Below are 23301 nucleotides of genomic sequence, written 5' to 3'. Positions count from 1 at the left end.
CCATGGGCGCCGTGAAGTGGGTGGAATGCCCCCGGGACGCCTGGCAGGGGTTTAGCCGCTTCATTCCCACCGAGGAGAAGGTGGCCTTCCTGGAGAAGCTCCTTGCGGCTGGCTTCCGCCACCTGGACCTGACCAGCTTCGTCTCCCCCAGGTGGGTGCCCCAGATGGCCGACGCGGAAGAGGTCCTCGCCGCCCTGCCCCCACCCCAAGGCCGCACCTATCTGGCCATCGTGGCCAACGAGAAGGGGCTGGAGCGGGCCCTAGCTACCCAAAACCTCACCCACGTGGGCTATCCCTTCTCCCTTTCGGAAACCTTCCAGCGCAGAAACACCAACCGCTCCCTGGAGGAGTCCTGGCCCCTGGTGGCGGAGATGGTCCGGGCCACCCGAGGGCGGCTTGGCCTCGTGGTCTACCTCTCCATGGCCTTCGGCAACCCCTACGGGGACCCGTGGGACGCGGAAAGAGTCTTGGAGGCCATCGCCCGCCTAAGGGAAGTGGGGGTGGGGGAGATCGCCCTGGCGGACACCTACGGCCTGGCGGAGCCGGAAAGGATTTTCGCCGTGCTGCAAAAGGCCGTGGAGCGGTTTGGCCCCGAAGGGCTTGGGGCCCACCTGCACGCCCGGCCCGAGGGGGTCTTGGCCAAGGTGGAGGCCGTGCTGGAGGCCGGGGTCTTGTGGCTGGAAGGGGCCCTGGCCGGGGTGGGGGGGTGCCCCTTCGCCGGGGACGAGCTGGTGGGCAACCTGCCCACGGAAAGGGTCCTCCCCTTCCTGGAGGCCAGGGGCCTCCGCACCGGGGTGGACCTCGAGACCCTGCCGGGGCTTGCGGGGGAGGCCGCCCGGCTACGGGCCCTTTACGGGTAGGCCGCCCCGGAGGTAGATGCCGGGGTCGGTGGGGTTGGCGATGGCGCCCACCCGCTTGAGGAGGACCTCCGGGGGCAGGTCCAGGAGGGCCGTCATCTCCCCGGGGGAGACCACGGCTTCATAAAACCGCCGCGCCCCTCCCTGGAGGAGGTAGGCCACCAGCTCGGCCAGGGCCTCCTCCCCCCCGGGGAAGGCGGGGCCGAAGGCATCCGGGGTAAGGAGGTCCTTTTTGCCCCCGTGGAGGAGAAGGGCGTAGCGGGCCTTCTCGCGGCGGTCCTGCCAGTCGGTGACGAGGTAGACCTTGGCCTCGGGCAGGCGGAAGCCCTTGAGGGCTTCCTTTAGGGCCTCGAGGGTAAGCCTGGGCGCAGCGCGCAGGCCGATGCGTTCCATGGCCCCATCTTACCCCCTTCCCCGGGGGCAAAGGTCCCCTAGAGGAGCTTGCGGGCGTAGATCACCTGGCCCGCATGGTGCTGGGCGTGCTCCACCAGGTGGTGGAGGACATGGGCCCTGGGGGCCCTCACCCCCAGGTGGCCCACGGCCACCTCCTCCGAAAGGGCCTCTTCCCTCACCTCCCGGAAGGCGGCAAGGAGCCCATCCCAGGCCTCGCGGAAGCGGGCCACCACCACGGCCTTGGGCTCGGCCTCCCCCCTTAGCTCCCACTCCCTGCCCCGCGTGGCCCACCCGGGAAGCCCCAGGCCCAAGGCATAGGCCCCAAGGCGCAAGGAGCTTCCGGCAATGTGGCGCACCAGGCCGCCGATGGGGTTCGCCTCCTCCTTGGGCCGCCACCAGAAGGCCTCCTCGGGAAGGTCAAAGGCCCAGCCTTCCAGGTGGAGGGCCACCTCCTCCAGGCCCCGGATCCAGGCGGAAACCGCCGGGGGCACCCCCGGCACCAAGGGCTCCAAAAAGGGCGCGGGCATGGCCTTAGTCTACGCCGCTAGACTGGGGGCGTGGAGCCTCTCGCCCTCTTCGGGCTTGCCCTCCTCCTCTACCTCCTTTACCTCCTACGGCCCAAGCCGCCTGCCCGCTGCCCCCGTTGTGGCCTCCCCAGGGCCCTGGCGGAGGAAGTGCGCCGCCACAGGCGCTTCTGCCCCCACCTGGCCTTCCGGGCCTGCCCCTTTGACCCCCGGAAAGGGGTTTACCGCTTACGGCGATGAGCCCTCAGGAAGCCTGGCGCGCCCTGGAGTTGGACCTCGCCGACTACTTGGCCCACAAGGGGGTCAAGCCCTCCTGCCAGGCGGGGTGCTTTGCCTGTTGTTTTGGCCTCGTGACCCTTTCCCGCCTGGAGGGAGAGGCCCTCCTCCCCCAGCTCACGGAGGGCCAGAGGGCCCGCCTCCTGGAGGAAGGCCCAAGGCGCCTCGCCCTCTTAGCGGAGGGGAAGGACCAGGCGGACTTCCCCAGCCGCTTCTTCCGAAGCCGCACCCCCTGCCCCTTCCTGGAGGGGGGGCTTTGCGGCGTCTACCCCCATAGGCCCCTGGCCTGCCGGGGCCTCCTCACCGCCCACGACCCCAGCCTCTGCCACCCCGAGGCCCAAACCCCGCCCGACCACTTCCTAAAGGTACCCTGGCGGATGGCCCACCTGCGCATGGAAAGGCTTTGGGAAGAAGAGCAAAGGCGCTATGGTTTTGCCGTCATTGGGGAGCTGGGAAGCCTCCTGTACCTCCTCCTAAGGGGGCTTCCCCCAGAGAGGGAAGGGGTGGAGGCCCTTTTGCAAACCCTGGGGGTTCTGGGCGGGTCCTGGGGGTTCCAGGTGGTCTAAAGGGGCGGCCCTGGGGCCGCCCCTTTGGCGGAGGGGGCGGGATTCGAACCCGCGAGGCCCCTTGCGGGGCCTACCGGTTTTCGAGACCGGCCCGTTCAACCGCTCCGGCACCCCTCCCTGAGCCGGGAGAAGAAATCCCTCAAAAGCTTAGCACAGGCGCCCTCCAAGACGCCACCCCGCATCCCACCCCCCTGGCCGAAGCGGGTGAGGGCCCCTTCCTTGAGGTTTTCCGCCCCGTAGACCACCTCCACCCCGGCCTCCTTCAGGGCGTGGTGGCACATGCGGCAGGGCTCGAGGGTCACGTAAAGCCTCCCCCCCCGGGCCTCCTTGCCCGCTTGGCGCAGGAGAAGGAGTTCCGCATGGGCCGTGGGGTCCTTGAGGGCCTCCACCCGGTTGTGGGCCCGGAAGACCCTTCCCCCCACCACCAAAACCGCCCCCACCGGCACCTCCCCCTCCCCTAGGGCAGCCTTGGCCTCCTCCAGGGCCAGGGCCATGCCGCGCTCCTCCTCCCCGGGGGGATAGAGGCCCAGCACCGCCTCCACCCGCTTCCCCTCGGCCCGCACCGGCCACAGCCCCTTGAGCTCCCTGGGTACTCCCTTTTCCGCCAAGAAGTCCCAAATCCGCTTGCGGCCAAAGGGCCTTTCCAAATAATCCCCCGGCTCCGGGCGGCGGAAGCCAGGGGGCAAGGGCAGCCTGGGCTCTGGAGGGAGGAGGAAAAGGGTACCCCCCTTCCGCCGGGCCAGGTACCCCCCGGGCAGGGTGGCTGCCCTCCCCCGCAAGGCCCCTTCCAGTAGCTCCACCAGGCGGGCCTCAGGCCGCAGGCCCAAGGCCTCCAGCACCTGCCTAAGGGCCCGCCGCCGCAGGGCCTCCGGGGCCTGGAGGAGGGGGATTGCCCGGTAGGCGGGGACAAAGAAGCGGGGGTCGGGGAGGAGGCGGGCCCGGGCCATCCCCTCCAGGTAGGCCTCCTCCCCCTCCCGGACCTCGGCGAAGCGGGCAAGGGCCTCCCGGGCCCGGGGGAAGCGGGCAAGGAGAGAGGGAAAGACCATGAGGCGCAGGTAGTTGCGGTCCCAAGTGGGGTCCTGGTTGGAGGGGTCCTCCCGCCAAGCCTCCCCCAAACCCTCCAGGTAGGCCCGGAGCTCCTCCCGGGCAAAAGGGAGGAGGGGCCGGACCAAGAGGCCCTCCTTCTCCCGGATCCCCAGGGCCCGGGCGGTGCCCTGGAGGAGCTTGAGCAGGACGGTTTCCGCCTGGTCGTCCAGGGTATGGGCGGTGAGGATGGCCTTGGCCCCCACCTCCCGGGCCACCCGGTGGAGGAAGGCGTAGCGGATCTGCCGGGCCAGGGCCTCGAGGTTCTCCCCCCGCTCCCGGGCGATCCTCCCCACCTCCACCCGCTCGGCGCGGAAGGCAAAGCCCAGACGCTGGGCCAGGGCGCGGACGAAGGCCAGGTCCTCCCCGCTTTCCGGGCGGAGGGCGTGGTCCAAGTGGGCCACCACCCCCTGCCGCCCGGCCCGGCGCACCAGGTGGGCCAGGGCCACGGAATCCCCGCCCCCGGACACCGCCAAGACCAAGGGGTCCTGAGGGGCCAGGCGGGCTAAGCGCTCGGCGAAGGCCGCCTCCAGCCCTTGCACGCCCCCACTATAGCCCGCTACCCTGAGGGACATGCGCCTCCGCTTCCGGGAAAATGGCCCCTATGTCCTGGACCTACCCCAGGGAACCCCCTTCCGCTGGCAGGGAGAGGAGAGGAAACGGGAGGGACCAAGCTGGCCCTTTGCCGCTTTAGGCTACTCCCGGGAAAAGCCCTTCTGCGACGGAAGCCACAAGGAGGCGGGGTTCCAGGGGGAAGGCGGCGAGGTGCCAGGGGAAGGATGAGCCCTTACCTTCTCTCCATGGCCTTGGTGGTGGCCAGCCTCACCCTGTACCAGGTGGCCCAGCGCGCCATGCCCCCCACGGCCAACCCCTTTGCCCTCCTGGTCCTGGTCTACGGGGTGGCCCTGGCCCTGAGCGCCCTGGGCCTCCTCCTCTACCCGGCGAAGGGGGGGCTTGCGGACCTCCTCCGCGAGCCCTCCTGGGCCCCCTGGGCCCTGGGGCTGGCCGTGGTGGGGATAGAGCTGGGCTACCTTCTGGTCTACCGCACGGGCTGGCCCTTGGCCCTAGCCCCCGTGGTGGCCAACGTGGGCACCCTGCTCCTCCTGGTGCCCCTGGGCTTCCTTTTCTTCCGGGAAAGCCTATCCCCAGGCCAGCTCCTTGGCCTCCTCCTGGCCCTTCTGGGCTTCATCCTCCTGCGCTCTCAGTAGAGGAACTCCCGGACGTCGTACCGGGCCGCCCGCAGGCCCAGCCGGCGCACCCCCTGGGCCCAGGCCCGGACCTCCCCCTCCAGGTCCTCCAGGGGTTCCAAGCCCCAGAGGGCGTAGGGGGTACCAGGGGCTTCTTGAAAGGGCGAAAGGTAGACCACATCCCCCCGGTCCAGGGATAGCTGGGCCAAAAGGGCCAGGCTTTCCCGGCGGTGGGCCTCGGCGAAGGCCTTCCCTCCTGCCCCCACCAGGAAGATGACCCCCAGGGAAAGGCCCGCCCCTTTGAGGGCCCGCACCAGGGGGATGGCCTCTTGGGGGTGGCCAGGCTTGTTCAGGAGCCGGAGAAGGGGGGCATGCCCCGTCTCCAGGCCCAGGTGGACCCGCCTCAGGCCCAGGGCCCGAAGCCGCTCCCACCAGGAGGCCTCCTTCCTAAGCCCGGTGAAGAGGTCCAAAAAGCCCTGCACCGCCTCCCCGGGAAAGGCCCGGCCCACCGCCTCCAGGAGGGGCAGGAGGGGCTCGCCCAGGCTGAGGGCGTTCCCGTCTGCCAGAAACACCCCCCGCCGCAAAAGCCGCCCCCGGCCCAGCAGGGCCAGAACCCGCTCCAGGTGCTCCGCGAAGACCTCTGGGGTGCGCTTCTGAAAGGGGCGGTCCTGGTAGAAGGCGCAGAAGGCGCAGCGGTTCCAGGTGCAGCCCGTGGTGGCCTGGAGGACCACGGAAAGGTAGGCCTCAGGGGGGAGGATGCTCACGGGCCAGGGGTAGGCCCGGCGGTAAGGGGTGGGGTCCAGGAGGGCCTCCGGGGTCCAGCGGAGGACCTCGGCCCGCCGGGTGGGGTCTTGCAGGTGGGCCTCGGCCAGGGCCAGGATCTCCTGGTAGACCTGGAGGGCCTCCTCCTCCCCCAGGCGCCGCCTCCGCCTCTCCCCTTCCCGGTGGCGGAGGTGGAGGCTCCCGTCCAGGGACCGCTTGTAGGTGCGCCCCTGGCGGAAGTAGTGGTAGGGCCTTCCCTCCCGGTCAAAGGAAAGGACCCTCTCCCCCAGGGAGAGGAGGGTGGCCTCGGGCCGCAGGAGCTCCACGGCCTTAGAATAAGGCCCGTGGCGCTTTCGGCCCTGCAAGGCCTCCTCTCCCCCCAGGTCCTGGCCCACCTCACCCCCTTGGGGGGGTTTGAGGCCCGGGTCTACACCGACGGGGAAAGGGTGTACAAGGTGTACAGGCCCGAGGAGGCCCACCTGGCGGCCCTCGAGGCCCGGAGGATGGCCCGGGCCGGCCTGGGGAGCTTTGTCCTGGGGGTGGAGGTGGTGGAGGGCCAGGGGGTGCTCATCACCCGCCGCTTCCCCGGAAAACCCTTCTCCCCCGAAGCCTTCACCCAGAAGACCCTGGCCGCCCTCTCCCACCTTTTCCTCTCCCTGCACCGCCTCCCCGAGCCCGGGGGGGTAAGGCGGGAGGCCCTTTTGGAACGCCTAGAACGCTTCCGGGAAAGCCTCCACCCCTTCCCCGAGGCCCTGGCCCTCCTCGAGGCCCTGGAGCGGGAGGTGGACCTGGCCGCGGGAGCCGAGCACCGCTTCTGCCACCGGGACGCCTGGGCCGGCAACCTCCTGTTGAAGGAAGCTGGCCAGGAAGGCCCCGAGGTGATGCTGGTGGACTGGGTGCGCGCGGGGGGGGACGATCCGGCGCGGGACCTGGCCCTCCTCAAGACGGGAAGCCTGGACCTCTTGGGGGAAGGGGCCGCCCGGGAGGCCCTTTTCCGCCTGGCCCGCCTGTACCCTAAGGAGGTGCGGGAGCGCCTGGCCTTCTACGTGCCCCTCACCTACCTCCACGACCTGCACTGGTTCCGCACCAAGCACCCTGAGGGGTTCGCCGAGGCCCTAAAGGAGAAGCTTCCCCGGGCGGCAAGCTTCCTCCGGGACTGCCTTCCCCGCAGGGGCGGGGCGTGTTAGGCTCTTGGGGATGAGGATCACCCTGGTGGACCACCCCCTGGTCCAGCACAAGCTGGCCCACCTGCGGGACAAACGCACGGGCGCCAAGGACTTCCGGGAGTTGGCCGAGGAGCTCTCCCTCCTCATGGCCTACGAGGCCATGCGGGACCTGGAGCTCAGGGAAACCCTGGTGGAAACCCCCGTGGCCCCAGCCCGGGTCAAGGTGCTCTCGGGGAAGAAGCTGGCCCTGGTGGCCATCCTCCGGGCGGGCCTGGTCATGGTGGAGGGCATCTTGAAGCTGGTGCCCCACGCCCGGGTGGGGCACATCGGCCTCTACCGGGACCCCGAGTCCTTGAAGCCGGTGCAGTACTACGCCAAGCTCCCCCCGGACATCGCCGAGCGCCGGGTCTTCCTCCTGGACCCCATGCTGGCCACGGGGGGAAGCGCCAGCCACGCCCTAGGCCTTCTCAAGGCGCGGGGAGCCAAGGGCGTCAAGCTCATGTGCCTCATCGCCGCCCCTGAGGGCCTGGAGCGCATCCGGCAGGACCACCCCGACACCGAGGTGGTGGTGGCCGCCATTGACGAGCGCCTCAACGAGCACGGCTACATCGTCCCCGGCCTAGGGGATGCCGGGGACCGGATCTACGGCACCAAATGAGCGAGCTCCTCAAGCGCATCGGCGTCGCCGAGCCCACGGGCACGGGGTGGGTCACCGTGGCCTTCGCCTTCCTCCTGGCCCTTTTCTTCACCTGGCGCTTCCTTCCCCACGTGCGCCGCTTCGCCCTCAAGGTGGGCTGGGCCGACCAGCCCAACGAGCGGCGGCTGAACCGGGAGCCCCTCCCCAACGCCGGGGGCCTTGCGGTCTACGCGGGGGTGGTGCTGGCCCTGGTGGTGGCGGCCTTCCTCCGGCCCATCCTGGTGGAACAGGTCCTCATCCAGGTCCTGGCCATCCTCCTCGGGGGGGCCTGGCTGGTCCTGGTGGGCTTCATGGACGACCAGTTCGGCCTCCCCCCCCTTTTCCGCCTCTTCGTGCAGACCCTGGCCGCCCTCCTCCTCATGGCCGTAGGGATCCGCTTTGAGGCGGCCTTCGGCACCCCGTTGGACCCCGCCTTGGGCCTGCTCCTCACCTGGCTTTGGGTGGTGGGCATCACCAACGCCCTGAACCTCATGGACGGCCTGGACGGCCTGGCAGGGGGGATCGCCTACATCAGCGCCGTAAGCCTCCTTTTCGTTTCCGCCCAGTTCCCCTTCTGGGCCGCGGGCACCCTGGTCCTGGCCGCCCTGGCCGGGGCGGCCTTGGGCTTCCTAAGGCACAACCTCCACCCGAGCCGCATCATCCTGGGGGATGCCGGGGCCTACTTCCTGGGCTACACCCTGGCGGCCACGGCCCTGCTGGGCAACCTCAAGCTCACCACCTTCCTGGGCCTCCTCCCCCCCATCCTCTTCCTTCTCCTGCCCATCCTGGACACCACCCAGGTGGTGGTGCGCAGGCTCCTTAAGGGGCAGAACCCCCTCTCCACCCCGGGCAAGGACCACATCCACCACCGCCTCCTGGCCCGGGGGCTCTCGCAAAGACGGGTGGCCTTCGCCCTCTGGGGGGTGGCCCTGGCCTTCAACCTTCTGGCCATGGCCTACCTGGGCATGCCCCTGGAGGCGGTGGGGGCCAGCCTCCTGGCCAGCGTGCTGGGCCTGGCCTGGGTCACCTACCGCCGGCTCAAGGCCCTTTGGCGGGGGGAGGTGGGGGGATGAAGCGGGTGGTCCTGGCCTTCGGCACCCGGCCCGAGGCCACCAAGATGGCCCCGGTCTACCTGGCCCTCCGGGGCCTGCCCCACCTGGAGCCCCTCATCCTCCTCACCGGCCAGCACCGGGAACAGCTCCGCCAGGCCCTAAGCCTTTTTGGCCTGCGGGAGGACCGGAACCTGGACGTGATGCAGGAGCGCCAGACCCTCCCCGACCTGGCGGCCCGGATCCTTCCCCAGGCGGCCCGGGCCTTGCGGGAGATGCGGGCGGACTACGTCCTGGTGCACGGGGACACCCTCACCACCTTCGCCGTGGCTTGGGCGGCCTTCCTGGAAGGGATCCCCATGGGGCATGTGGAGGCCGGGCTCAGGAGCGGGAACCTGAAAGAGCCTTTCCCCGAGGAGGCCAACCGCCGCCTCACCGACGTCCTCACCGACCTGGACTTCGCCCCCACCCCCCTGGCCAAGGCCAACCTCCTGCGGGAGGGGAAGGGGGAGGCGGGGATCCTGGTGACGGGGCAGACCGGGGTGGACGCCGTCCTCCTGGCCGCGAGGCTGGGGAGGCTTCCCGAGGGCCTGCCCCCCGGGCCCTACGTCACCGTGACCATGCACCGGCGGGAGAACTGGCCCATCCTGGGGGAGCTGGCCCGGGCCCTAAGGCGGGTGGCCGAGGCCTTCCCTCACCTTACCTTCGTCTACCCGGTGCACCTGAACCCCGTGGTGCGGGAGGCGGTCTACCCGGTGCTCAAGGGGGTGAGGAACTTCGTCCTGCTGGACCCCTTGGAGTACGGCCCCATGGCGGCCCTGATCCGGGAGAGCCTGCTTTTGGTTACGGACTCCGGGGGGCTTCAGGAGGAGGGGGCGGCTTTGGGGGTGCCGGTGGTGGTGCTGCGCAACGTGACCGAGCGGCCGGAAGGCCTCGAGGCCGGCATCCTGAAGCTGGCCGGCACCGACCCCGAGGGGGTCTACCGGACGGTGAAGGGGCTTTTGGAAAGCCCGGAGGAGCTTTCCCGCATGCGCCAGGCCAAAAACCCCTACGGGGACGGTAAGGCCGGGGAGCGGGTGGCCCGGGGGGTGGCCTGGCGGCTTGGCCTCGGGCCTAGGCCGGCGGACTGGGACCCTTAGGCCAGGGGCGGAGCTGGTAAAGCCCCACCAGGAGGACCACCCCCCCCAGGGCCAGGGCCGCCCACCGCCCCCCTAGGGCCTCAAAGAGAAGGCCGGTGAGGTAGGCCCCCAGGGGCCCCGTGCCCAGCATGACCAGGCTGTAGACGGCCATGACCCGGCCCCGTAGCCGGTCGGGCACGGAGAGCTGCACCAGGGTGTTGGCGTTGATGAGGACGGAGATCATGCCAAACCCCCCCAGGGCGAGGAAGAGGGGAGCCAGGGCGGGCTTGGGCAGGAAGAGGCCCAGGTGGGCCAAGGCCAGGAGAAACACCCCCAGAAGGAGCCGCACGGGCTTGGGCCGCCCGGTGAAGGCCATGACCAGGGCCGCCCCCAGGGCGCCCAGGCCCACGGAGGAGACCAGGAAACCGTACCCGGTGGCGGAAAGCCCCAGGACCAGCCGGGCGTAGGCGGGGACCAGGGTCTGGAAGTTCATGCCGAGAAGGCTGGCGAAAAGGACCAGCCCCACCACCCGCCGCACCAGGGGGTGTTCCAGGACGAAGCGCACCCCCTCCTGGGCCTCCCGCCACCAGCGGCCATCCCCTTCCCCTCGAGGCCCTGGGGGGACGCGGCGGAGGACCAGGAGCAGGGGGAGGAAGGAAAGGGCGTTGGCCAGATAGGCCACCCCTACCCCAAAAAGGGCGATGAGAAAGCCGGATAGGGCCGGGCCCAGGAGGCGGCTGGTGTTGAAGCCGAAGGAGTTGAGGGCGATGGCCCCGGGGTAGCGCTCCCGCCCCGCCAGCTCCACGGTGAAGCTCTGGCGCACGGGCAGGTCCATGGCGTTCAGGGCCCCGTAGAGGAAGGCGAAGAGGAGGACGTGGCCGTAGCGCACCCAGCCCGTGAGGATAAGGAGGCCCATGAGGAGGGCCAGGAGCATCATCCCCCCCTGGGTCAAGAGGAGGAGGTTGCGCTTGGGGTAGCGGTCGGCCAGGACCCCGGCGGGCAGGGAGAAGAGCAGGGAGGGCAGGAACTGCAGGGCCACCACCAGCCCCAACCGCTCGGCGCTCCCCGTGAGGAGGAGGACCAGCCACCCCTGGGCGGCGGACTGCATCCAGGTGCCCATCTGGGAGGTGAAGAGGGCCAGCCAGTAGGGGCGGTAGAGGGGATCCTTGAGGAGGGCCAGGGCCAGCACCTCCCTATCCTACGACTGACTGACCGGTCATTATCAATCCCTCCTCCCCGGGGGGTATACTGGGGCATGCTCCAGCGCGGCCTTCTCCTCTTCCCCGTCCTGGGCATCCCCATCTACCTGGACCTCTCCTTCCTGGTGGTCCTGCCCCTATGGGCCTTCCTCATCGGGAGCAACCTGCCCCTTTACCTGCAGCTTTTTGGCCTTGGAACTGACCCCAGCCTCCTCCAGGGCCCCTGGCCCTTCCTCCTCGGGCTTTTGGCCGCCTTGGGCCTATTCCTTTCCGTCCTCCTCCACGAGCTGGGCCACGCCCTGGCCGCCCGGAGCCTGGGCGTGGCCACCCGCCGCATCACCTTGTGGCTCCTGGGCGGGGTGGCCCAGATGGAGCGCATCCCCCGGGAACCCCCAAAGGAGCTCAAGATCGCCCTGGCGGGCCCGGGGGTGAGCTTCGCCCTGGCCCTCCTCTTCCGCCTGGTCTGGGGGGAGGGGGGGGCCTGGGGGTTTTTGAGCCACTACCTGGCCTGGGTCAACCTGATGCTGGGGCTTTTCAACCTCCTCCCCGCCCTGCCCTTGGACGGGGGCCGGGTGTACCGGGCCCTCCTGGCCCTGCGCAGGCCCTACCTCCGGGCCACCCGGCAGGCGGTGGCCCTGAGCCAGGGGGTGGCGGTGGCCCTGGGGCTTTTGGGGCTTCTGGTCCTGAACCCCTTCCTGATCCTGGTGGCCTTCTTTGTCTACATGGCCTCGAGGGCCGAGGCCGAGGCCACCCTCCTGGCCCAGGCCCTGGAGGGGCTAAAGGTGCGGGACCTCATGACCCAAGACCCCATCGCCATCCCCCCCCACCTCCCCGTGGCCGAAGCCCTGTCCCTGGCCCTGGCCTACCGGGTATCGGGCTTCCCCGTGGTGGAGGGGGGCCAGGTGCTGGGGGTGGTGGGGCTGGAGGGGCTGGAGGGGGCCGACCTCCAAGCCCCCGTGGCCCGCTACCTGCAGGTGCCCCTCATCCTCTCCCCGGAGGACGAGGCCCTAAGCGCCCTGGAGCGCATGGCCGAGCGGGGCTACGCCCGGGGCCTGGTGCTAAAGGGGGGGCGGCTGGTGGGGATCCTCAGCAAGACCGACCTCCTCAGGGCCTTCCAGGTGCGGCTTCTCGGCCTTGACAGACCTACGGGGGTGGGGTAGGTTAGGGGCGCAAAAGTATACGGGAGGTGGCCATGAAAAGAGCGCTTTTGCTGATCAGTCTGGTGGCCCTGGGCCTAGCCCTGGCCCAGAAGCCCAAGGTAGTGATCGGCACCGGAAGCACCGGGGGCGTCTTCTTCTACTACGGCACCGCCTTGGCAGATATCCTCAACAAGGCCGGGGTGGCCGAGGCCCAGCCGGTGCAGACGGGGGGGTCTTACGACAACCTCCAGCTCCTCCGGGACCGCACCGGGGGCGGGACCTACTACTGCGCCCTTTCCACCACGGACTCCGCCTACGTGGCCTACACCGGGGAGGAGCCCCGCTTCAAGGACCGGCCGGCCAAGGGGCAACGGATCCTCTTTTACATGTACCCCTCGTTCATTCACATCGTGACCACGGAGAAATCGGGGATCAAGGTGGTGCAAGACCTCAAGGGCAAGCGGGTCTCCACCGGCCAGCCCGGCTCCAGCACGGAGAACCTGGCCCTTTTGGTCCTCCAGGGGGCGGGGGTGAAGCCGGAGAGCTTCGCCAAGCGGGAGCGGCTGCCCGTGGCCGAGGGGGCCAAGGCCCTGGCCGAGGGCACCCTGGACGCCTTCTTCTGGGTGGGGGGCGTGCCCACCAGCTCCATCGTGGAGCTCTCCCAGACCCTGGCCCGCAAGGGGGACCGGGTCTACCTCATCCCCGTGGACCCCAAGAGCACCACCGCCCAGGTGGTCACCAAGCGCTTCCCCGGCCTGGTGGACTCCTACACCGTGCCCAAGAGCGTCTACAACACCCGCACCGACGTGCCCGGCCTGGCCACGGGCAACATCGTGGTCTGCCCCGAGTCCCTGCCCGCGGAGGCCGCCTACGGCGTCATCAAGGCGGTCTTTGAGAACCTGGACACCCTGCGCACCGCGGTGGCGGCGGCTAAGGACACCAGCCTCGAGGCCACCGCCAAGCTCTACGGCAAGCTCCCCATCCCCTTCCACCCTGGGGCCGAACGCTACCTGAAGGAGAAGGGCCTCATCAAGTAAGCCCACCCGTGCCCGGGTGTCCTGGGCTCCCCCAGGCCCCGGGCCCTTTTGGAGGCAACGGATGGAGCTAGAACACCCTTCCACCCCGCAGACCCCCCTGGCCCGCCTGGCCCAGGGGATCCTGATCCTGGGGGCCCTTTACAGCCTCTACTTGGTCCTCCACCCCTTCACCCCCCTGGCCAGGGCGGAGATCCCCATCCTGGACATCGTCCAGCTCCAGCGGAGCACCCACGTCCTCTTCCTCCTCCTCGGGGGATACCTGGTCTCCTTCTACCTCCCCAGGAAGCGCACCCTGGGGGCCTGGGTCTACTTCCTCTTCACCCTCGTCCCCCTCTACAACTTCCTCTTCCCCGGCGTCCCCGGGGTAAGCCTGCCCTGGGAGGCCAAGGCCGTGGGCCTCCTCTACTGGGCGGTGGCCGCCCTGCCCGCCCTCCTCCCCGGCCTGAAGCGCCCCGCGGACCTCCTGGCCGTCCTTCTGGCCCTCTTCCCCACCCTCTACCAGCTCCGCTACTTTGAGGAACTGGTCTACCGGGCCGTCCTCCCCCAGCCCTGGGACATGGCCATGTCCTTCGGCCTCATCATGCTGGTCCTGGGCCTGGTCTACCGCCTCTTGGGCCCGGTGATGCCGGTGCTGGTCCTCTTCTTCTTCAGCTATAACCTCTACGCCGACCTCTTCCCCGGGGCCTTCCGCGGCAGCCGCCAGGGGATCGACCTCCTCCTGGGCAAGACCTTCAACGAGACCGAGGCCGGCATCTACGGCCTCATCACCGGGGTGTCCGCCAAGTACCTGGTCTACTTCACCCTCCTTTCCGGCATGATCGGGGCCCTGGGCTTGGGCAAGGTGGTGGCCAACCTGGCCCTGGCCCTGGTGGGCAAGCACCCCGCCACCCCCGGGCGGGTCACGGGGCTGGCCAGCGTCTTCATGGGCATGTTCTCCGGCTCCGGGGCCGCAGACACCCAGTTCGTGGCCGCCCTGACCAAGCCCCTCTTTGAGAAGGCCCGCTACCACCAGCTCACCGCCGCCGGCCTGGTGGCCACCGCCGGTACCATCGCCCTCATCACCCCGCCGGTGATGGGCTCCATCGCCTTCATCATGGTGGAGATCCTGCAGATCCCCTATCTGAAGGTGATCATCATGGCCCTGGGGCCCGCCCTCCTCTACCTCACCGCCGTCTTGGCCTTCAACGAGTTTTACTCCCGCAAGGCCGGCCTGCCCCCCGTGGGGGCGGAGCTGGGCATGGGCCGCAGGGCCTACGCCCTGCGCTACTCCACCCTCTTCCTCCCCATCCTCCTCATCATCGTCATGCTCTACCTGGGCTACGAGGTACGCACCGCCGCCAGCCTGGCCCTGGTCCTCTTCGTCCTCATCGCCTACCTGGACCCCACCCTAAGGCCCAAGGGGGTAGCCCCCATCCTCCAGGGCCTGGCCGAGGGCTTCCGCACCCTGCTGCCCATCGGCACCGCCGTCACCGCCGCCAACCTCATCTTCGCCATGATGGTCATCTCCGGGCTTCCTTCCAAGTTCAGCCAGCTCTTGCAGCAGGTCTCGGGGGAAAGCCTCTTCCTCGCCACCCTCATCACCGCGGTCTTCAGCCTGGTCCTGGGCATGGGCGTCCCCCCCACGGCCACCTACGTCCTCACCTCCGCCCTCACCGCCCCGGCCATCATCGCCCTGGCCAAGCAGAACGGCATCCCCGACTCCGCCGCCCTCCTCGCCACCCACATGTTCCTCTTCTACTACGCGGTCCTGGCCGACGTGACCCCGCCCGTGGCCCTCTCCGCCTACGCCGCCAGCAGCGTCTTCGGCACCAACCCCCTGCAAACCGGGGTCTACGCCGCCCGGGTGGCCCTCTCCAAGTACCTGGTGGGCTTCTTCTTCCTCCTCTCCTACTCGGGCACGGCCCTCCTCATCGTGCCCGTGCTGGAGAACTCCCCCCCAGGGGAGGCTTGGCCCATGATCCTGGAGCGCTTTTTCTCCGTGGCCGCGGGCATCATCTACCTCTCCGCCTCGGGGGCCGGGTACACCCGCAGGCCCCTAAAGCGCTGGGAGGCCTGGGCCCTGGGAACCCTGGCCGTTTTGCTCTTCGTCCCCCATGGGCCCCTGAACCTGGCGGCCTTCCTCCTGGGGCTTCCCTTTTTCTCCAGGGGCAAGGGCTTGACGAGGGCAGGAAGGGGGGCTTAGGGTAAGGCGGAAAGGAGGCAGGCCATGAAAAAAGTCCTGTTGGCCCTTCTGGCCCTTTGGGGTCTAGCCGTGGCGCAAAAGCCCAGGGTCGTCATCGCCACCGGAGGGGTGGGGGGGGTGTACTTCTACTACGGCACCACCCTGGCGGAGATCTGGAACAAGGCCGGGGTGGCCGAGGCCCAGGCCATCCAAACCGCGGCCTCCATCGACAACCTCCTCCTCCTGGAAAACCGCACTGGGGGCGGCACCTATTACTGCGGCACCGTCCTGCCCGACTCCGCCTACCTGGCCTACACCGGCCAGCACGACCGCTTCAAGGAAAGGCCCGCTAAAAGCGCCCGCATCCTTTTCGCCATGTACCCCAACTTCCTCCACATCGTCACCCGGGAAGGGGCGGGCATCCGGGTGGTGCAGGACCTGAAGGGCAAGCGGGTCTCCACCGGGGCTCCCGGCTCGGGCACAGAGGTGGAGGCCCTCTTGGTCCTGCAGGCGGCGGGGCTTTCCCCCAAGGATTTCGCCAAGCAGGAGCGCCTCGGGGCCCAGGAGAGCGCCAACGCCCTGGCCGAGGGGAACATCGATGCCTTCTTCTGGTCGGGAGGCCTGCCCACCGGGGCCATCACCGAGCTTTCCGCCGCCTTGGCCCGCAAGGGGCAACGGATCTACCTGGTGCCCATTGACCCCAAGAGCACCGTGGCCCAGACCTTCCAGCGCCGCTTTCCCGGCCTGGCTGGGCCCGGGGTGATCCCCAAGGCCACCTACGGGGCCCGGACGGATACCCCTAGCCTGGCCTTCTGGAACCTCTTCGTCTGCCCAGAAAGCCTTCCCGCCGAGGCCGCCTACGCCCTCACCAAGGCCACCTTTGAAAACCTGGCCACCCTGCGCCAGGCGGTGGCCGCCGCCCGGGACACCACCCTGGAGAACGCGGTGCGCTTCGTGGGGGGAACCATCCCCTACCACGAGGGGGCCCTGCGCTACTTCCGCGAGGCCGGGGCTCTCCGGTAAGCCTTCGGGCGTGATCGGGACCCGTTCCCTAAAAGCCCCCATGGCCCGGCTCCTCAGGAGCTGGGCCTTCTGGGTTTTCCTGGCCCTTTTGGCCCTGGTGCGGGTGGTGGAGGTGGAGGGGGAAGGGCGCCGCTACCTCCTCCTTCTCCCTTGGGAGGAGGGGCGGGTGGAGTTCGTGAACTCGGTAACGGGGAGGCCCGTCCTCCTGGAGTTTGGCCTGGCCTGGGACTTCCGGGGCTTCAGGGCCTTCACCGACCCGGAGACGGAGGCCTACTACACCGGGGGGGAGTACCCCTGGAACCAGGCCCTGGCCCAGGAGCGGCGCCGGGAACTTAGGTTCTGCTCCGAGGTGGGCCTGGCGGTGCGGCTTGGGGGGACCTGGTTCCGGGCCGAGGGGGCATGCCTCCGGCTCCGCCTCCTCTGGCCCCCCTAGCGGAGGACCTGGGGCACCACCTTGAGGGTGAGGGTGCGGCCTTGGCGCCAGACCTCGAGGCTCACCGCCTCCCCGGGCTTCTTGGCGTAGAGCACCTGGCGCAGCTGGGCGATGGCGGTGAGGGGTACGCCGTCCGCCTTGAGGAGGACATCCCCGTCCACCCCCACCTGCAGGGCCTCCCCACTGGGCAGCTGGATGTAGGCCAAGCGGCTTGGGGGCCGCAGCCCGGCCCGGGCGGCGGGGCTATTCCGCTCCACCTCCTGCACCATGAGGCCCACCGCCGGAAGCCCATACTGCTGCCGCAGCCGCTCGGGGTAAAGGGAAAGGGGGATGAGGGAAACCCCAAGCCGGGGGCGGCTACGGACGATCTCCTCCGCGGTGAGGGTCTTCCCCGCCCTGAGGTCGGGCAGGTACTGCTTCACCAGGTTGATGGGCAGGGCAAACCCCACCCCGGCGAACTGGGCGGCCCCGAACTGGCCCGTGGGGGTGAAGATGGCGGTGTTGATGCCGATCACCTCCCCCCGGGAGTTCAGGAGGGGGCCGCCGGAGTTACCGGGGTTGATGGCGGCATCGGTCTGGATCACCTGGGGTACCAGGCCGGAATCGTCCCCGATGGCCCCCGGGTTCTCCCGGATGGCGGAAACGATGCCCTGGGTCACGGTGAACTCGAGGCCAAAGGGGTTGCCCATGGCGATGGCCTTCTGCCCCACCCGGATCCGGTCCGAGTCCCCCAGGACCAAGGGGGATAGTCTCTCTTTGGGGGCGTTCACCTTGAGGAGGGCCAGGTCCAGGGGTGGGGCCGCCCCCACCAGGCGGGCCTGGTACTCCTGGGGATCGTTGTGGAACTTCACCGTGATGCGGCTCGCCCCCTCCACCACGTGGTAGTTGGTGAGGATGTAGCCCTCCTTGTCAATGACGAAGCCCGAGCCCGTGCCCTCCTGGGGCGGGGTCTGCAGGAAGGGGGCAAAGAACTCAAAGCCGGGGGGGAGCTGCACGCTCTGGGGACGGGTCACCACCCCCACGTAGACCACCCCGTCCCCATACTTCTCCACGATCTCCACGGTGTTGCGCTCGTACTCCAAAAGCCCGGCCTCGGCCGTGGGCGCGGCCTGGGGGGTCTGGGGCCGGCCGGTCTGGCCGTTGGAAAGCCCCCACCAGAGCACAGCCCCCGCCATGAGGGAAAGCACCAAAAACCCCACGAAGGAACGGCCTAGGTTCATGCGCCACCTCCCCACCCCACCCTACGCCCCCCTGGTTAGGGGGGGATTAGACGAAAACCACGGTTTTGTTGCCGTGGACGATGATCCGGTCCTCCAGGTGCCACCTCACCGCCCGGGCCAGGACCGTGCGCTCCAGCTCCTGCCCAAGCCGCCGCATCTCCGCCACCGAGTGGCGGTGGGAGACCCGCACCACGTCCTGCTCAATGATGGGCCCCGCGTCCAGCTCCGCGGTCACGTAGTGGGCCGTGGCCCCGATGAGCTTCACCCCCCGCTCGTAGGCCTGGCGGTAGGGGTTGGCCCCGGCGAAGGCGGGCAGGAAGGAGTGGTGGATGTTGATGATGCGCATGGGGTAGCGGGCCACGAAGGCCGGGGAGAGGACCTGCATGTAGCGGGCCAGGATCACCAGCTCCACCCCTTCCGCTTCCAGCCGGGCGAGGATGGCCTCCTCCGCCTCCTCCTTGCGCCCCTTCTCCACCGGCACGTGGTGGTAGGGGATGCCGAAGCGCTCCACCTCCTCCCGATGGTCGGGGTGGTTGGACACCACCAGGCGGAGGTCCATGGGAAGCTCCCCCACCCGGTAGCGCCAAAGGAGCTCCAAAAGGGCGTGGGCGGGCTTGGAGACCAGGATGGCGGCCCGCTTTTTCTCGGCGGCGTAGGCCAGGCGCCACTCCATGGCGAAGCGCGCCGCCACCACCTCCTGAAAGGCCCGCTCCAAGGCCGGGCGGGAGAGGTCCAGGTGGGGGGTGGTGAAGGCCAGGCGCATGAAGAAGGTACCCCCCTCGGGGTCGGTGGAATGCTGCTGCAGGTCGGTGATGTTGGCCCCGTGGGCGTAGAGAAAGCCGGAAACCGCGGCCACGATGCCGGGCCGGTCGGGGCAGGTGATGAGGAGCCGCGCCTCCTCCATGCCCGCTACTATATCCCCATGGAGCTCATCACCACGGACCTTTCCGATGCCCACCCCGAGGCGGACACCCTGCCCATGGTGTACAAGAGCTTTGGCGGCAGGAAGCGCTTTGCCGGGAGGGTACGCACCCTTAGGGTGCGGGAGGACAACGCCCTGGTGCGCCAGGTGCTGGAGGAGGAGGGGAAGGGCCAGGTGCTGGTGGTCGACTGCGGGGGTTCCCTGCGCACCGCCCTCCTGGGCGGCAACCTGGCCCGGCTGGCCTGGGAACGGGGCTGGACCGGGGTGGTGGTCCATGGGGCGGTGCGGGACACCGCGGAGCTCCAATCCCTTTCCCTGGGCATCCTGGCCCTGGCCGCCACCCCCAAAAAGAGCGCCAAGGAGGGGCAAGGGGAGGTGGACGTGCCCCTGGAGCTTTGGGGGGTCAGGATCCTCCCGGGAAGCTTTCTGGTAGCGGACGAGGACGGGCTTCTCCTCCTGCCCGCGCCCCCGAGCGGCGGCCAAAGCGGCGGATGAGCTCCTCCTCCTTGAGGGCCAGGAGGACAGGCCGCCCATGGGGGCAGACCCACGGGGTCTGGCAGGCCACCAGGGCATCCAGCAGGGCCTGCCCCTCGGCCTGGCCCAGGGGGTGGCCGGCCTTCACCGCGGGCAGGCAGGCCAGGCGGGCCAGGAGGTCTTTCAGGCTTCTCTCCTCCCCCTTCAGGGCCTCCCGGAAGACCTCGGGCAGGAGCAAAGGGTAAGGGTGCAGGAAGGCCGGGGCGGCCAGGAGGCGCACCCTGCCCGGGCCAAAGGGCTCGTAGGCGAACAGGGCATCCAGGGCCTCCCCCCCCAGCAGGCCTTCCTCCTCAGGGGCGAGGTCCACCAGCACCGGGTAGGCCAGGGGCTTGGGCCCCTCGGCCTGGAGCTGGGCCCAAAAGGCCTCATAGAGGAGGCGCTCGTGGGCGGCGTGCTGGTCCACCACGTAGAGGGTATCCCCCCCCTCGGCCAAGAGGTAGCTATCCCGGAACTGGCCCAGGTAGCGCAGGCGGGGCAGGCCCGAAGGGGTGGGGGGGGCAAGGGGAAAAAGGGGCTTGGGCTCGGGCAGGGCCCGGGCCAGGTCCAGGCGGCGGAAAAGACCCCTTAGGGCCCCTTCCAGGAAGTCCTCCACCTCCTTGGCCAGGGCCACCTCCTCCTTGCGGGCATCCAGGCGCAGGCGGTAGAGGTCAGGGGGCAGGTAAAGGTTCACCACCCCCACGGGAAAGTGCCCCTCGGGGAGGAGTCCCTGGTAGGCCCGCCGCAGGGCCTTGAGGAGGCCCTCGGGCCAGGCCACGGGCCGGCCGTTCACCGCAAGGAAGAGGAGGTCAGGCCGGGTGCGGGAGGCCTGGGGGCCGGAGAGGAGGCCCCCGAGGTGGAGGCCGCCTTCCCTTGCCTCGAGGGGAAGGAGCCGGTCGGCCAACACCCGGCCAAAGGCCAGCTGGGCCGCCTGCAGAAGCCCAGCCCCGGGGAAGAGAAGCCGGGCCTCCCCCTCGGCGAAAAGGGCCAGGGAAAGGCTAGGGTGGTGGAGGAGGTAGCGGCGGAGGAGGTCCAAAACCCCCTTGAGCTCCCGCCCCGCCTCCCGCCCTTCCCCTCGGAAGAGGCCCACCACCTCCACCCGGGTGCCGGGCGGGGCGGGCACCTCCTTGAGCTCCACCCGCTCCCCCTGCACCACAAGGAGCCCCCCACCCAGCTGCCCCCGGGGCCGGGAGCGGATGCGCAAGGAAGCCGCCTGGCGCAGGGCGTAGAGGGCCTGGCCCCGGAAGCCCAAGGTGGCGATGCGGGAAGGATCCTCCAGCTTGCTGGTGGCGAAGGGCTCCACGGCCAAGGGAAGCTCCTCCAAGGGGATCCCCGCCCCGTCATCCTCCACCACGAGCCGCTCCAGCCCTCCCCCATGGAGCTCCACCACCACCCGCCTGGCCCCCGCGTCCAGGGCGTTTTCCAAAAGCTCCCGCACCGCATCCCTCACAGAAAGGAGGACCTCGCCCCGGGCCAGGAGGCCCCGGAGCGCCTCGGGCAGGGGGCGGATCACCCCTTCATGGTACCCAAGGGGGTTCCCAGGGCCAAGGCCCTGAGCTCGTGGAGGAGGCGGAGGGCCTCCAGGGGGGTGAGGCGGTCGGGGTCCAGGGCGAGGAGCCGCTCCAAAACCTCCGCCGCCAGGCCCTCCCGCCGGGCGGCCATGGCCTGGAGGAGGGCCTGGGCCCGCTCCACCACCGCCGGGGGCAGGCCCGCCAGGCGGGCCACCTCCACCCCGTAGCTCTTGGAGGCCGGCCCGGGCAGGACCTGGTGGTAGAAGGTAAGCCCCCCCTCCTCCTCCTTGGCGGCCACGTGCAGGTTTTTCAGCCGGGGCAAGGGCAAGGCGGTGAGCTCAAAGTAGTGGGTGGCGAAGAGAGCGTAGCACCGCCGCTCGTGCAGGGCCTCGGCCACGGCGGTGGCGATGGCCACCCCGTCCAGGCTGCTGGTGCCCCGGCCCACCTCGTCCAGAAGGACCAGGCTCCTTTCCGTGGCCTCCTTGAGGATCAGGGCCACCTCCTCCATCTCCACCATGAAGGTGCTCCGCCCTCCCGCCAGGTCGTCGGAGGCCCCGATGCGGGTGAGGATGCGGTCAAAAAGGGGAAGCTCGGCCTCCTCCGCGGGGACGAAGCTCCCCACTTGGGCCAGGAGGGCGATGAGGGCGGTCTGGCGCAGGAAGGTGCTCTTCCCCGCCATGTTGGGCCCCGTGACCAGGACCAGCTCCCCCGCCATCTCCAGGTCGTTGGGCACGAAGGCCGTGCGCCGCTCCACCACCGGGTGCCGCCCGGCCACGATGCGCAGCCGCCCGCCGAAGCGGGGCCGGGTGTAGCCATAGCGCACCGCCACCTCGGCCAAGGCGGCGTAGACATCCAGCTCGGCCAGGACCCGGGCCGCCTCCCTTAAGGCCTCCACCTCCCCCTTGGCCCTTTCCCGCACCTCCAGGAAAACCTCCTCCTCCCGGCGGCGGATCTGGGCCTCGAGGCGGTAAAGCTCCCGCTCCCTTTCCTTCAGCTCCGGCAGGGTGTAGCGCTGGCGGTCCTTGAGGGTCTGGATGGGCTTGTACTCCGGGGGCACGCGGTCATAGTAGGGCCGGGTCACCTCCAGGTAGTACCCGAAGACGGCGTTGTAGCCCACCTTCAGGGTGGGGATGCCGGTCCGGGCCTTCTCCCCCTCCTCCAGTTCCAGGAAATAGGCCACCCCCTCCCGGTGGGCCCGCCGCAGAAGGTCCAGGTGGGGGTCGTACCCCTCGCGGATCAGCCCCCCCTCGGAAAGCTTCAGGGGAGGGTCCTCCACCAAGGCCGCCTGCAGTTCCCCCAAAAGGGCGGAAAGGTCGGGAAGGCCCACCTCTTCCCCCAGGAGGGCCTTCAGCTCGGGAAGGAGGGCCAGGCTCCGCCGCAGGGCCGCAAGGTCCCGGGGCCCCGCCCGGCCCAGCTCCAGGCGGGTGGCGAGCCGCTCCAGATCGGCCAAGCGAAAGAGGAGGCGCCGGACCCCCTCCCGCAAGGCCCCCTCCCTCACGAACCGCTCCACCCGGGAAAGCCGGGCCTCCAGGGGGCCCGGGTCCAGGAGGGGATGGCGGAGCCAGCCCTGGAGGAGCCTGCGCCCGGGGGCGGTCCGGGTCTCGTCCAGAACCCCAAACAGGGTGTCCTGGCCCCGTAGGGGCTCAAAAACCTCCAGGGCCCTAAGGGTGGCCTCGGGCAGGCGCATGAAGGCCCCGGGGTCATAGAAACGGAAGGGCCGGACGCTTAGGGTGCCCCCCTGGGTGGCCCGGGCATAGGCCAAAAGGGCCCCCTGGGCCCGCCGCAGGGCTAGGGGGCCTTCCCCCACGGGGTCAAAGGGGGCCTCGGAAAGCATGACCGGGAAGCGCTTCTGAAACTCCTCCACAAACTCTGGGTTTTCCCGGAGCTCGGGGGCCAGGAGGACCTCCGCGGGCCGGTGGCGGAAAAGCTCGTCGTAAAGGGCGCTTTTGCCGTGCAACACCGTCCCCTTGAACTCCCCGGTGGACACGTCCAAAAAGGCCACCCCCCAGCCGTCCCCCGTGGCCAGGGCCGCCAGGTAGTTGGCCTCCTTGGGCAGGAGGCTCTCCTGGACCAGGGTCCCGGGGGTGAGGAGCTGGGTGACCTCGCGGCGCACCAGGCCTTCGGCCTCCTCCGCCGGCTCCACCTGGTCGGCCACCGCCAGGCGGAAGCCCAGCTTGAGGAGGCGCTCGGCGTAGGCGTCAAAGGCCCGGATGGGTATCCCCGCCATGGGGGTGGTGAAGTCCTTGCTGGACTTGTGGGTGAGGGCCAGGCCCAGGGCGCGGGCCAGGCGCTCGGCATCCTCGCCGAAGCACTCGTAGAAATCCCCCACCTGGAAAAGGAGGAGGTAGTCCGGGTAGCGGTCCCGCAGCTCCACGTACTGCTGCAAAAGGGGGGGTAAGGGACCAGGGCCTTCGCCCTTCAGCATGCCCCTTATCTTAACCCCGCGGCAGGCCCCCTTATACCCCCCTAGCAAGGCGAGGCCAATACCC

At 69.8% G+C, this 23301-nt stretch carries 24 protein-coding genes and 1 tRNA gene; 15 read left to right on the top strand and 10 right to left on the bottom strand.

Features of this window, described 5'->3' with window-relative positions; genetic code table 11:
* Nucleotides 1-2 precede the first annotated feature (2 nt).
* The gene (locus TCCBUS3UF1_RS03450) at nucleotides 3-860 is read left to right on the top strand and encodes a hydroxymethylglutaryl-CoA lyase (protein ID WP_041433741.1); all 858 of its coding nucleotides are present in this window, start codon (nucleotides 3-5) and stop codon (nucleotides 858-860) included.
* Here TCCBUS3UF1_RS03450 and TCCBUS3UF1_RS03445 read toward each other — a convergent pair.
* A complete protein-coding gene (locus TCCBUS3UF1_RS03445; RefSeq protein ID WP_014515109.1) occupies nucleotides 840-1250 on the bottom strand; it encodes a DUF3197 domain-containing protein in 411 nt (136 codons plus the stop codon). The genes TCCBUS3UF1_RS03450 and TCCBUS3UF1_RS03445 overlap by 21 nt on opposite strands.
* A 38-nt stretch (nucleotides 1251-1288) precedes the next feature.
* The gene (locus TCCBUS3UF1_RS03440) at nucleotides 1289-1777 is read right to left on the bottom strand and encodes a DinB family protein (protein WP_014515108.1); all 489 of its coding nucleotides are present in this window, start codon (nucleotides 1775-1777) and stop codon (nucleotides 1289-1291) included.
* A gap of 30 nt (nucleotides 1778-1807) precedes the next feature.
* On the opposite strand from TCCBUS3UF1_RS03440, the gene TCCBUS3UF1_RS03435 reads away from it, so the two are divergent.
* Together TCCBUS3UF1_RS03435 and TCCBUS3UF1_RS03430 are read left to right on the top strand one after the other, a co-directional pair.
* Nucleotides 1808-2014 carry a hypothetical protein gene (locus TCCBUS3UF1_RS03435; protein WP_014515107.1) on the top strand — a complete coding sequence of 69 codons (207 nt, stop codon included), beginning with the start codon at nucleotides 1808-1810 and terminating at the stop codon, nucleotides 2012-2014.
* Nucleotides 2011-2616 (top strand): YkgJ family cysteine cluster protein, encoded by a 606-nt coding sequence (locus TCCBUS3UF1_RS03430; protein ID WP_014515106.1) that lies wholly within the window; start codon nucleotides 2011-2013, stop codon nucleotides 2614-2616. The genes TCCBUS3UF1_RS03435 and TCCBUS3UF1_RS03430 overlap by 4 nt, the downstream gene beginning before the upstream one ends.
* Nucleotides 2617-2641: 25 nt before the next feature.
* Here TCCBUS3UF1_RS03430 and TCCBUS3UF1_RS03425 read toward each other — a convergent pair.
* Together TCCBUS3UF1_RS03425 and tilS are read right to left on the bottom strand one after the other, a co-directional pair.
* A tRNA-Ser gene (locus tag TCCBUS3UF1_RS03425) sits at nucleotides 2642-2733 on the bottom strand.
* A complete protein-coding gene (gene tilS, locus TCCBUS3UF1_RS11595) occupies nucleotides 2712-4274 on the bottom strand; it encodes a tRNA lysidine(34) synthetase TilS (RefSeq protein ID WP_014515105.1) in 1563 nt (520 codons plus the stop codon). Before tilS ends, TCCBUS3UF1_RS03425 begins: the two co-directional genes overlap by 22 nt.
* Here tilS and TCCBUS3UF1_RS03410 point away from each other — a divergent pair.
* Nucleotides 4273-4482 carry a CDGSH iron-sulfur domain-containing protein gene (locus TCCBUS3UF1_RS03410; protein WP_014515104.1) on the top strand — a complete coding sequence of 70 codons (210 nt, stop codon included), beginning with the start codon at nucleotides 4273-4275 and terminating at the stop codon, nucleotides 4480-4482. The two genes, tilS and TCCBUS3UF1_RS03410, sit on opposite strands and share 2 nt — an antisense overlap.
* Entirely contained in the window at nucleotides 4479-4907 is a 429-nt protein-coding gene (locus tag TCCBUS3UF1_RS03405; protein ID WP_014515103.1) for a hypothetical protein, read from the top strand. Before TCCBUS3UF1_RS03410 ends, TCCBUS3UF1_RS03405 begins: the two co-directional genes overlap by 4 nt.
* Here the strand turns inward: TCCBUS3UF1_RS03405 and TCCBUS3UF1_RS03400 are convergent.
* A complete protein-coding gene (locus tag TCCBUS3UF1_RS03400) occupies nucleotides 4901-5974 on the bottom strand; it encodes a radical SAM protein (protein ID WP_014515102.1) in 1074 nt (357 codons plus the stop codon). The genes TCCBUS3UF1_RS03405 and TCCBUS3UF1_RS03400 overlap by 7 nt on opposite strands.
* Before the next feature lie 18 nt (nucleotides 5975-5992).
* Between TCCBUS3UF1_RS03400 and TCCBUS3UF1_RS03395 the strand changes: the two genes are divergently transcribed.
* The 4 genes from TCCBUS3UF1_RS03395 to wecB are packed head-to-tail and all read left to right on the top strand — an operon-like array spanning nucleotide 5993 to nucleotide 9678.
* A complete protein-coding gene (locus TCCBUS3UF1_RS03395) occupies nucleotides 5993-6835 on the top strand; it encodes a phosphotransferase (protein ID WP_014515101.1) in 843 nt (280 codons plus the stop codon).
* A gap of 10 nt (nucleotides 6836-6845) precedes the next feature.
* Complete coding sequence (gene upp / locus TCCBUS3UF1_RS03390; RefSeq protein ID WP_041433736.1) at nucleotides 6846-7472, top strand: uracil phosphoribosyltransferase; 627 nt, start codon at nucleotides 6846-6848, stop codon at nucleotides 7470-7472.
* Nucleotides 7469-8563, top strand: coding sequence for an MraY family glycosyltransferase (locus TCCBUS3UF1_RS03385; protein WP_014515099.1), 1095 nt, complete (start codon nucleotides 7469-7471; stop codon nucleotides 8561-8563). The genes upp and TCCBUS3UF1_RS03385 overlap by 4 nt, the downstream gene beginning before the upstream one ends.
* Nucleotides 8560-9678, top strand: a complete 1119-nt coding sequence (gene wecB / locus TCCBUS3UF1_RS03380) for a non-hydrolyzing UDP-N-acetylglucosamine 2-epimerase (RefSeq protein WP_014515098.1) — start codon at nucleotides 8560-8562, stop codon at nucleotides 9676-9678. Before TCCBUS3UF1_RS03385 ends, wecB begins: the two co-directional genes overlap by 4 nt.
* Here the strand turns inward: wecB and TCCBUS3UF1_RS03375 are convergent.
* On the bottom strand, nucleotides 9653-10846 hold the full coding sequence (locus TCCBUS3UF1_RS03375; protein ID WP_014515097.1) for an MFS transporter: 1194 nt from the start codon (nucleotides 10844-10846) through the stop codon (nucleotides 9653-9655). The genes wecB and TCCBUS3UF1_RS03375 overlap by 26 nt on opposite strands.
* A 66-nt stretch (nucleotides 10847-10912) precedes the next feature.
* Between TCCBUS3UF1_RS03375 and TCCBUS3UF1_RS03370 the strand changes: the two genes are divergently transcribed.
* The 5 genes from TCCBUS3UF1_RS03370 (at nucleotide 10913) to TCCBUS3UF1_RS03350 (ending at nucleotide 16649) form a co-directional block, all read left to right on the top strand.
* Entirely contained in the window at nucleotides 10913-12016 is a 1104-nt protein-coding gene (locus TCCBUS3UF1_RS03370) for a site-2 protease family protein (protein WP_014515096.1), read from the top strand.
* Between the two features lie 32 nt (nucleotides 12017-12048).
* A complete protein-coding gene (locus tag TCCBUS3UF1_RS03365; protein WP_014515095.1) occupies nucleotides 12049-13032 on the top strand; it encodes a TAXI family TRAP transporter solute-binding subunit in 984 nt (327 codons plus the stop codon).
* A gap of 61 nt (nucleotides 13033-13093) precedes the next feature.
* The gene (locus TCCBUS3UF1_RS03360; protein WP_014515094.1) at nucleotides 13094-15214 is read left to right on the top strand and encodes a TRAP transporter fused permease subunit; all 2121 of its coding nucleotides are present in this window, start codon (nucleotides 13094-13096) and stop codon (nucleotides 15212-15214) included.
* 24 nt (nucleotides 15215-15238) lie between these two features.
* Nucleotides 15239-16216 (top strand): TAXI family TRAP transporter solute-binding subunit, encoded by a 978-nt coding sequence (locus TCCBUS3UF1_RS03355; protein ID WP_014515093.1) that lies wholly within the window; start codon nucleotides 15239-15241, stop codon nucleotides 16214-16216.
* A gap of 40 nt (nucleotides 16217-16256) precedes the next feature.
* Nucleotides 16257-16649, top strand: a complete 393-nt coding sequence (locus tag TCCBUS3UF1_RS03350) for a hypothetical protein (RefSeq protein ID WP_041433733.1) — start codon at nucleotides 16257-16259, stop codon at nucleotides 16647-16649.
* On the opposite strand, the gene TCCBUS3UF1_RS03345 is transcribed toward TCCBUS3UF1_RS03350, so the two are convergent.
* On the bottom strand, nucleotides 16646-17869 hold the full coding sequence (locus TCCBUS3UF1_RS03345; protein ID WP_014515091.1) for a S1C family serine protease: 1224 nt from the start codon (nucleotides 17867-17869) through the stop codon (nucleotides 16646-16648). The genes TCCBUS3UF1_RS03350 and TCCBUS3UF1_RS03345 overlap by 4 nt on opposite strands.
* Nucleotides 17870-17915: 46 nt before the next feature.
* Entirely contained in the window at nucleotides 17916-18773 is an 858-nt protein-coding gene (gene purU, locus TCCBUS3UF1_RS03340) for a formyltetrahydrofolate deformylase (RefSeq protein ID WP_041433731.1), read from the bottom strand.
* An 18-nt stretch (nucleotides 18774-18791) separates the two neighbouring features.
* On the opposite strand from purU, the gene rraA reads away from it, so the two are divergent.
* Nucleotides 18792-19286, top strand: coding sequence for a ribonuclease E activity regulator RraA (gene rraA / locus TCCBUS3UF1_RS03335; protein ID WP_041433730.1), 495 nt, complete (start codon nucleotides 18792-18794; stop codon nucleotides 19284-19286).
* Here the strand turns inward: rraA and mutL are convergent.
* Together mutL and mutS are read right to left on the bottom strand one after the other, a co-directional pair.
* On the bottom strand, nucleotides 19195-20814 hold the full coding sequence (gene mutL, locus TCCBUS3UF1_RS03330) for a DNA mismatch repair endonuclease MutL (RefSeq protein ID WP_014515089.1): 1620 nt from the start codon (nucleotides 20812-20814) through the stop codon (nucleotides 19195-19197). The two genes, rraA and mutL, sit on opposite strands and share 92 nt — an antisense overlap.
* Nucleotides 20811-23237, bottom strand: a complete 2427-nt coding sequence (gene mutS / locus TCCBUS3UF1_RS03325; RefSeq protein WP_014515088.1) for a DNA mismatch repair protein MutS — start codon at nucleotides 23235-23237, stop codon at nucleotides 20811-20813. Before mutS ends, mutL begins: the two co-directional genes overlap by 4 nt.
* Nucleotides 23238-23301: the final 64 nt, after the last annotated feature.

Source organism: Thermus sp. CCB_US3_UF1 (genome assembly GCF_000236585.1).
Lineage (GTDB): Bacteria > Deinococcota > Deinococci > Deinococcales > Thermaceae > Thermus.
The sequence above is the reverse complement of the archived record's forward strand: the minus strand, read 5'-3'. Positions and strand labels throughout refer to the sequence as shown.

Bases quoted from the DNA above. Each gene is read 5' to 3' on its own strand.
- TCCBUS3UF1_RS03450 (WP_041433741.1), top strand. From the start codon at position 3: ATGGGCGCCGTGAAGTGGGTGGAATGCCCCCGGGACGCCTGGCAGGGG.
- TCCBUS3UF1_RS03445 (WP_014515109.1), bottom strand. From the start codon at position 1,250: ATGGAACGCATCGGCCTGCGCGCTGCGCCCAGGCTTACCCTCGAGGCC.
- TCCBUS3UF1_RS03440 (WP_014515108.1), bottom strand. From the start codon at position 1,777: ATGCCCGCGCCCTTTTTGGAGCCCTTGGTGCCGGGGGTGCCCCCGGCG.
- TCCBUS3UF1_RS03430 (WP_014515106.1), top strand. From the start codon at position 2,011: ATGAGCCCTCAGGAAGCCTGGCGCGCCCTGGAGTTGGACCTCGCCGAC.
- TCCBUS3UF1_RS03410 (WP_014515104.1), top strand. From the start codon at position 4,273: ATGCGCCTCCGCTTCCGGGAAAATGGCCCCTATGTCCTGGACCTACCC.
- tilS (WP_014515105.1), bottom strand. From the start codon at position 4,274: ATGTCCCTCAGGGTAGCGGGCTATAGTGGGGGCGTGCAAGGGCTGGAG.
- TCCBUS3UF1_RS03405 (WP_014515103.1), top strand. From the start codon at position 4,479: ATGAGCCCTTACCTTCTCTCCATGGCCTTGGTGGTGGCCAGCCTCACC.
- upp (WP_041433736.1), top strand. From the start codon at position 6,846: ATGAGGATCACCCTGGTGGACCACCCCCTGGTCCAGCACAAGCTGGCC.
- TCCBUS3UF1_RS03385 (WP_014515099.1), top strand. From the start codon at position 7,469: ATGAGCGAGCTCCTCAAGCGCATCGGCGTCGCCGAGCCCACGGGCACG.
- wecB (WP_014515098.1), top strand. From the start codon at position 8,560: ATGAAGCGGGTGGTCCTGGCCTTCGGCACCCGGCCCGAGGCCACCAAG.
- TCCBUS3UF1_RS03370 (WP_014515096.1), top strand. From the start codon at position 10,913: ATGCTCCAGCGCGGCCTTCTCCTCTTCCCCGTCCTGGGCATCCCCATC.
- TCCBUS3UF1_RS03365 (WP_014515095.1), top strand. From the start codon at position 12,049: ATGAAAAGAGCGCTTTTGCTGATCAGTCTGGTGGCCCTGGGCCTAGCC.
- TCCBUS3UF1_RS03360 (WP_014515094.1), top strand. From the start codon at position 13,094: ATGGAGCTAGAACACCCTTCCACCCCGCAGACCCCCCTGGCCCGCCTG.
- TCCBUS3UF1_RS03355 (WP_014515093.1), top strand. From the start codon at position 15,239: ATGAAAAAAGTCCTGTTGGCCCTTCTGGCCCTTTGGGGTCTAGCCGTG.
- TCCBUS3UF1_RS03350 (WP_041433733.1), top strand. From the start codon at position 16,257: ATGGCCCGGCTCCTCAGGAGCTGGGCCTTCTGGGTTTTCCTGGCCCTT.
- TCCBUS3UF1_RS03345 (WP_014515091.1), bottom strand. From the start codon at position 17,869: ATGAACCTAGGCCGTTCCTTCGTGGGGTTTTTGGTGCTTTCCCTCATG.
- purU (WP_041433731.1), bottom strand. From the start codon at position 18,773: ATGGAGGAGGCGCGGCTCCTCATCACCTGCCCCGACCGGCCCGGCATC.
- rraA (WP_041433730.1), top strand. From the start codon at position 18,792: ATGGAGCTCATCACCACGGACCTTTCCGATGCCCACCCCGAGGCGGAC.
- mutS (WP_014515088.1), bottom strand. From the start codon at position 23,237: ATGCTGAAGGGCGAAGGCCCTGGTCCCTTACCCCCCCTTTTGCAGCAG.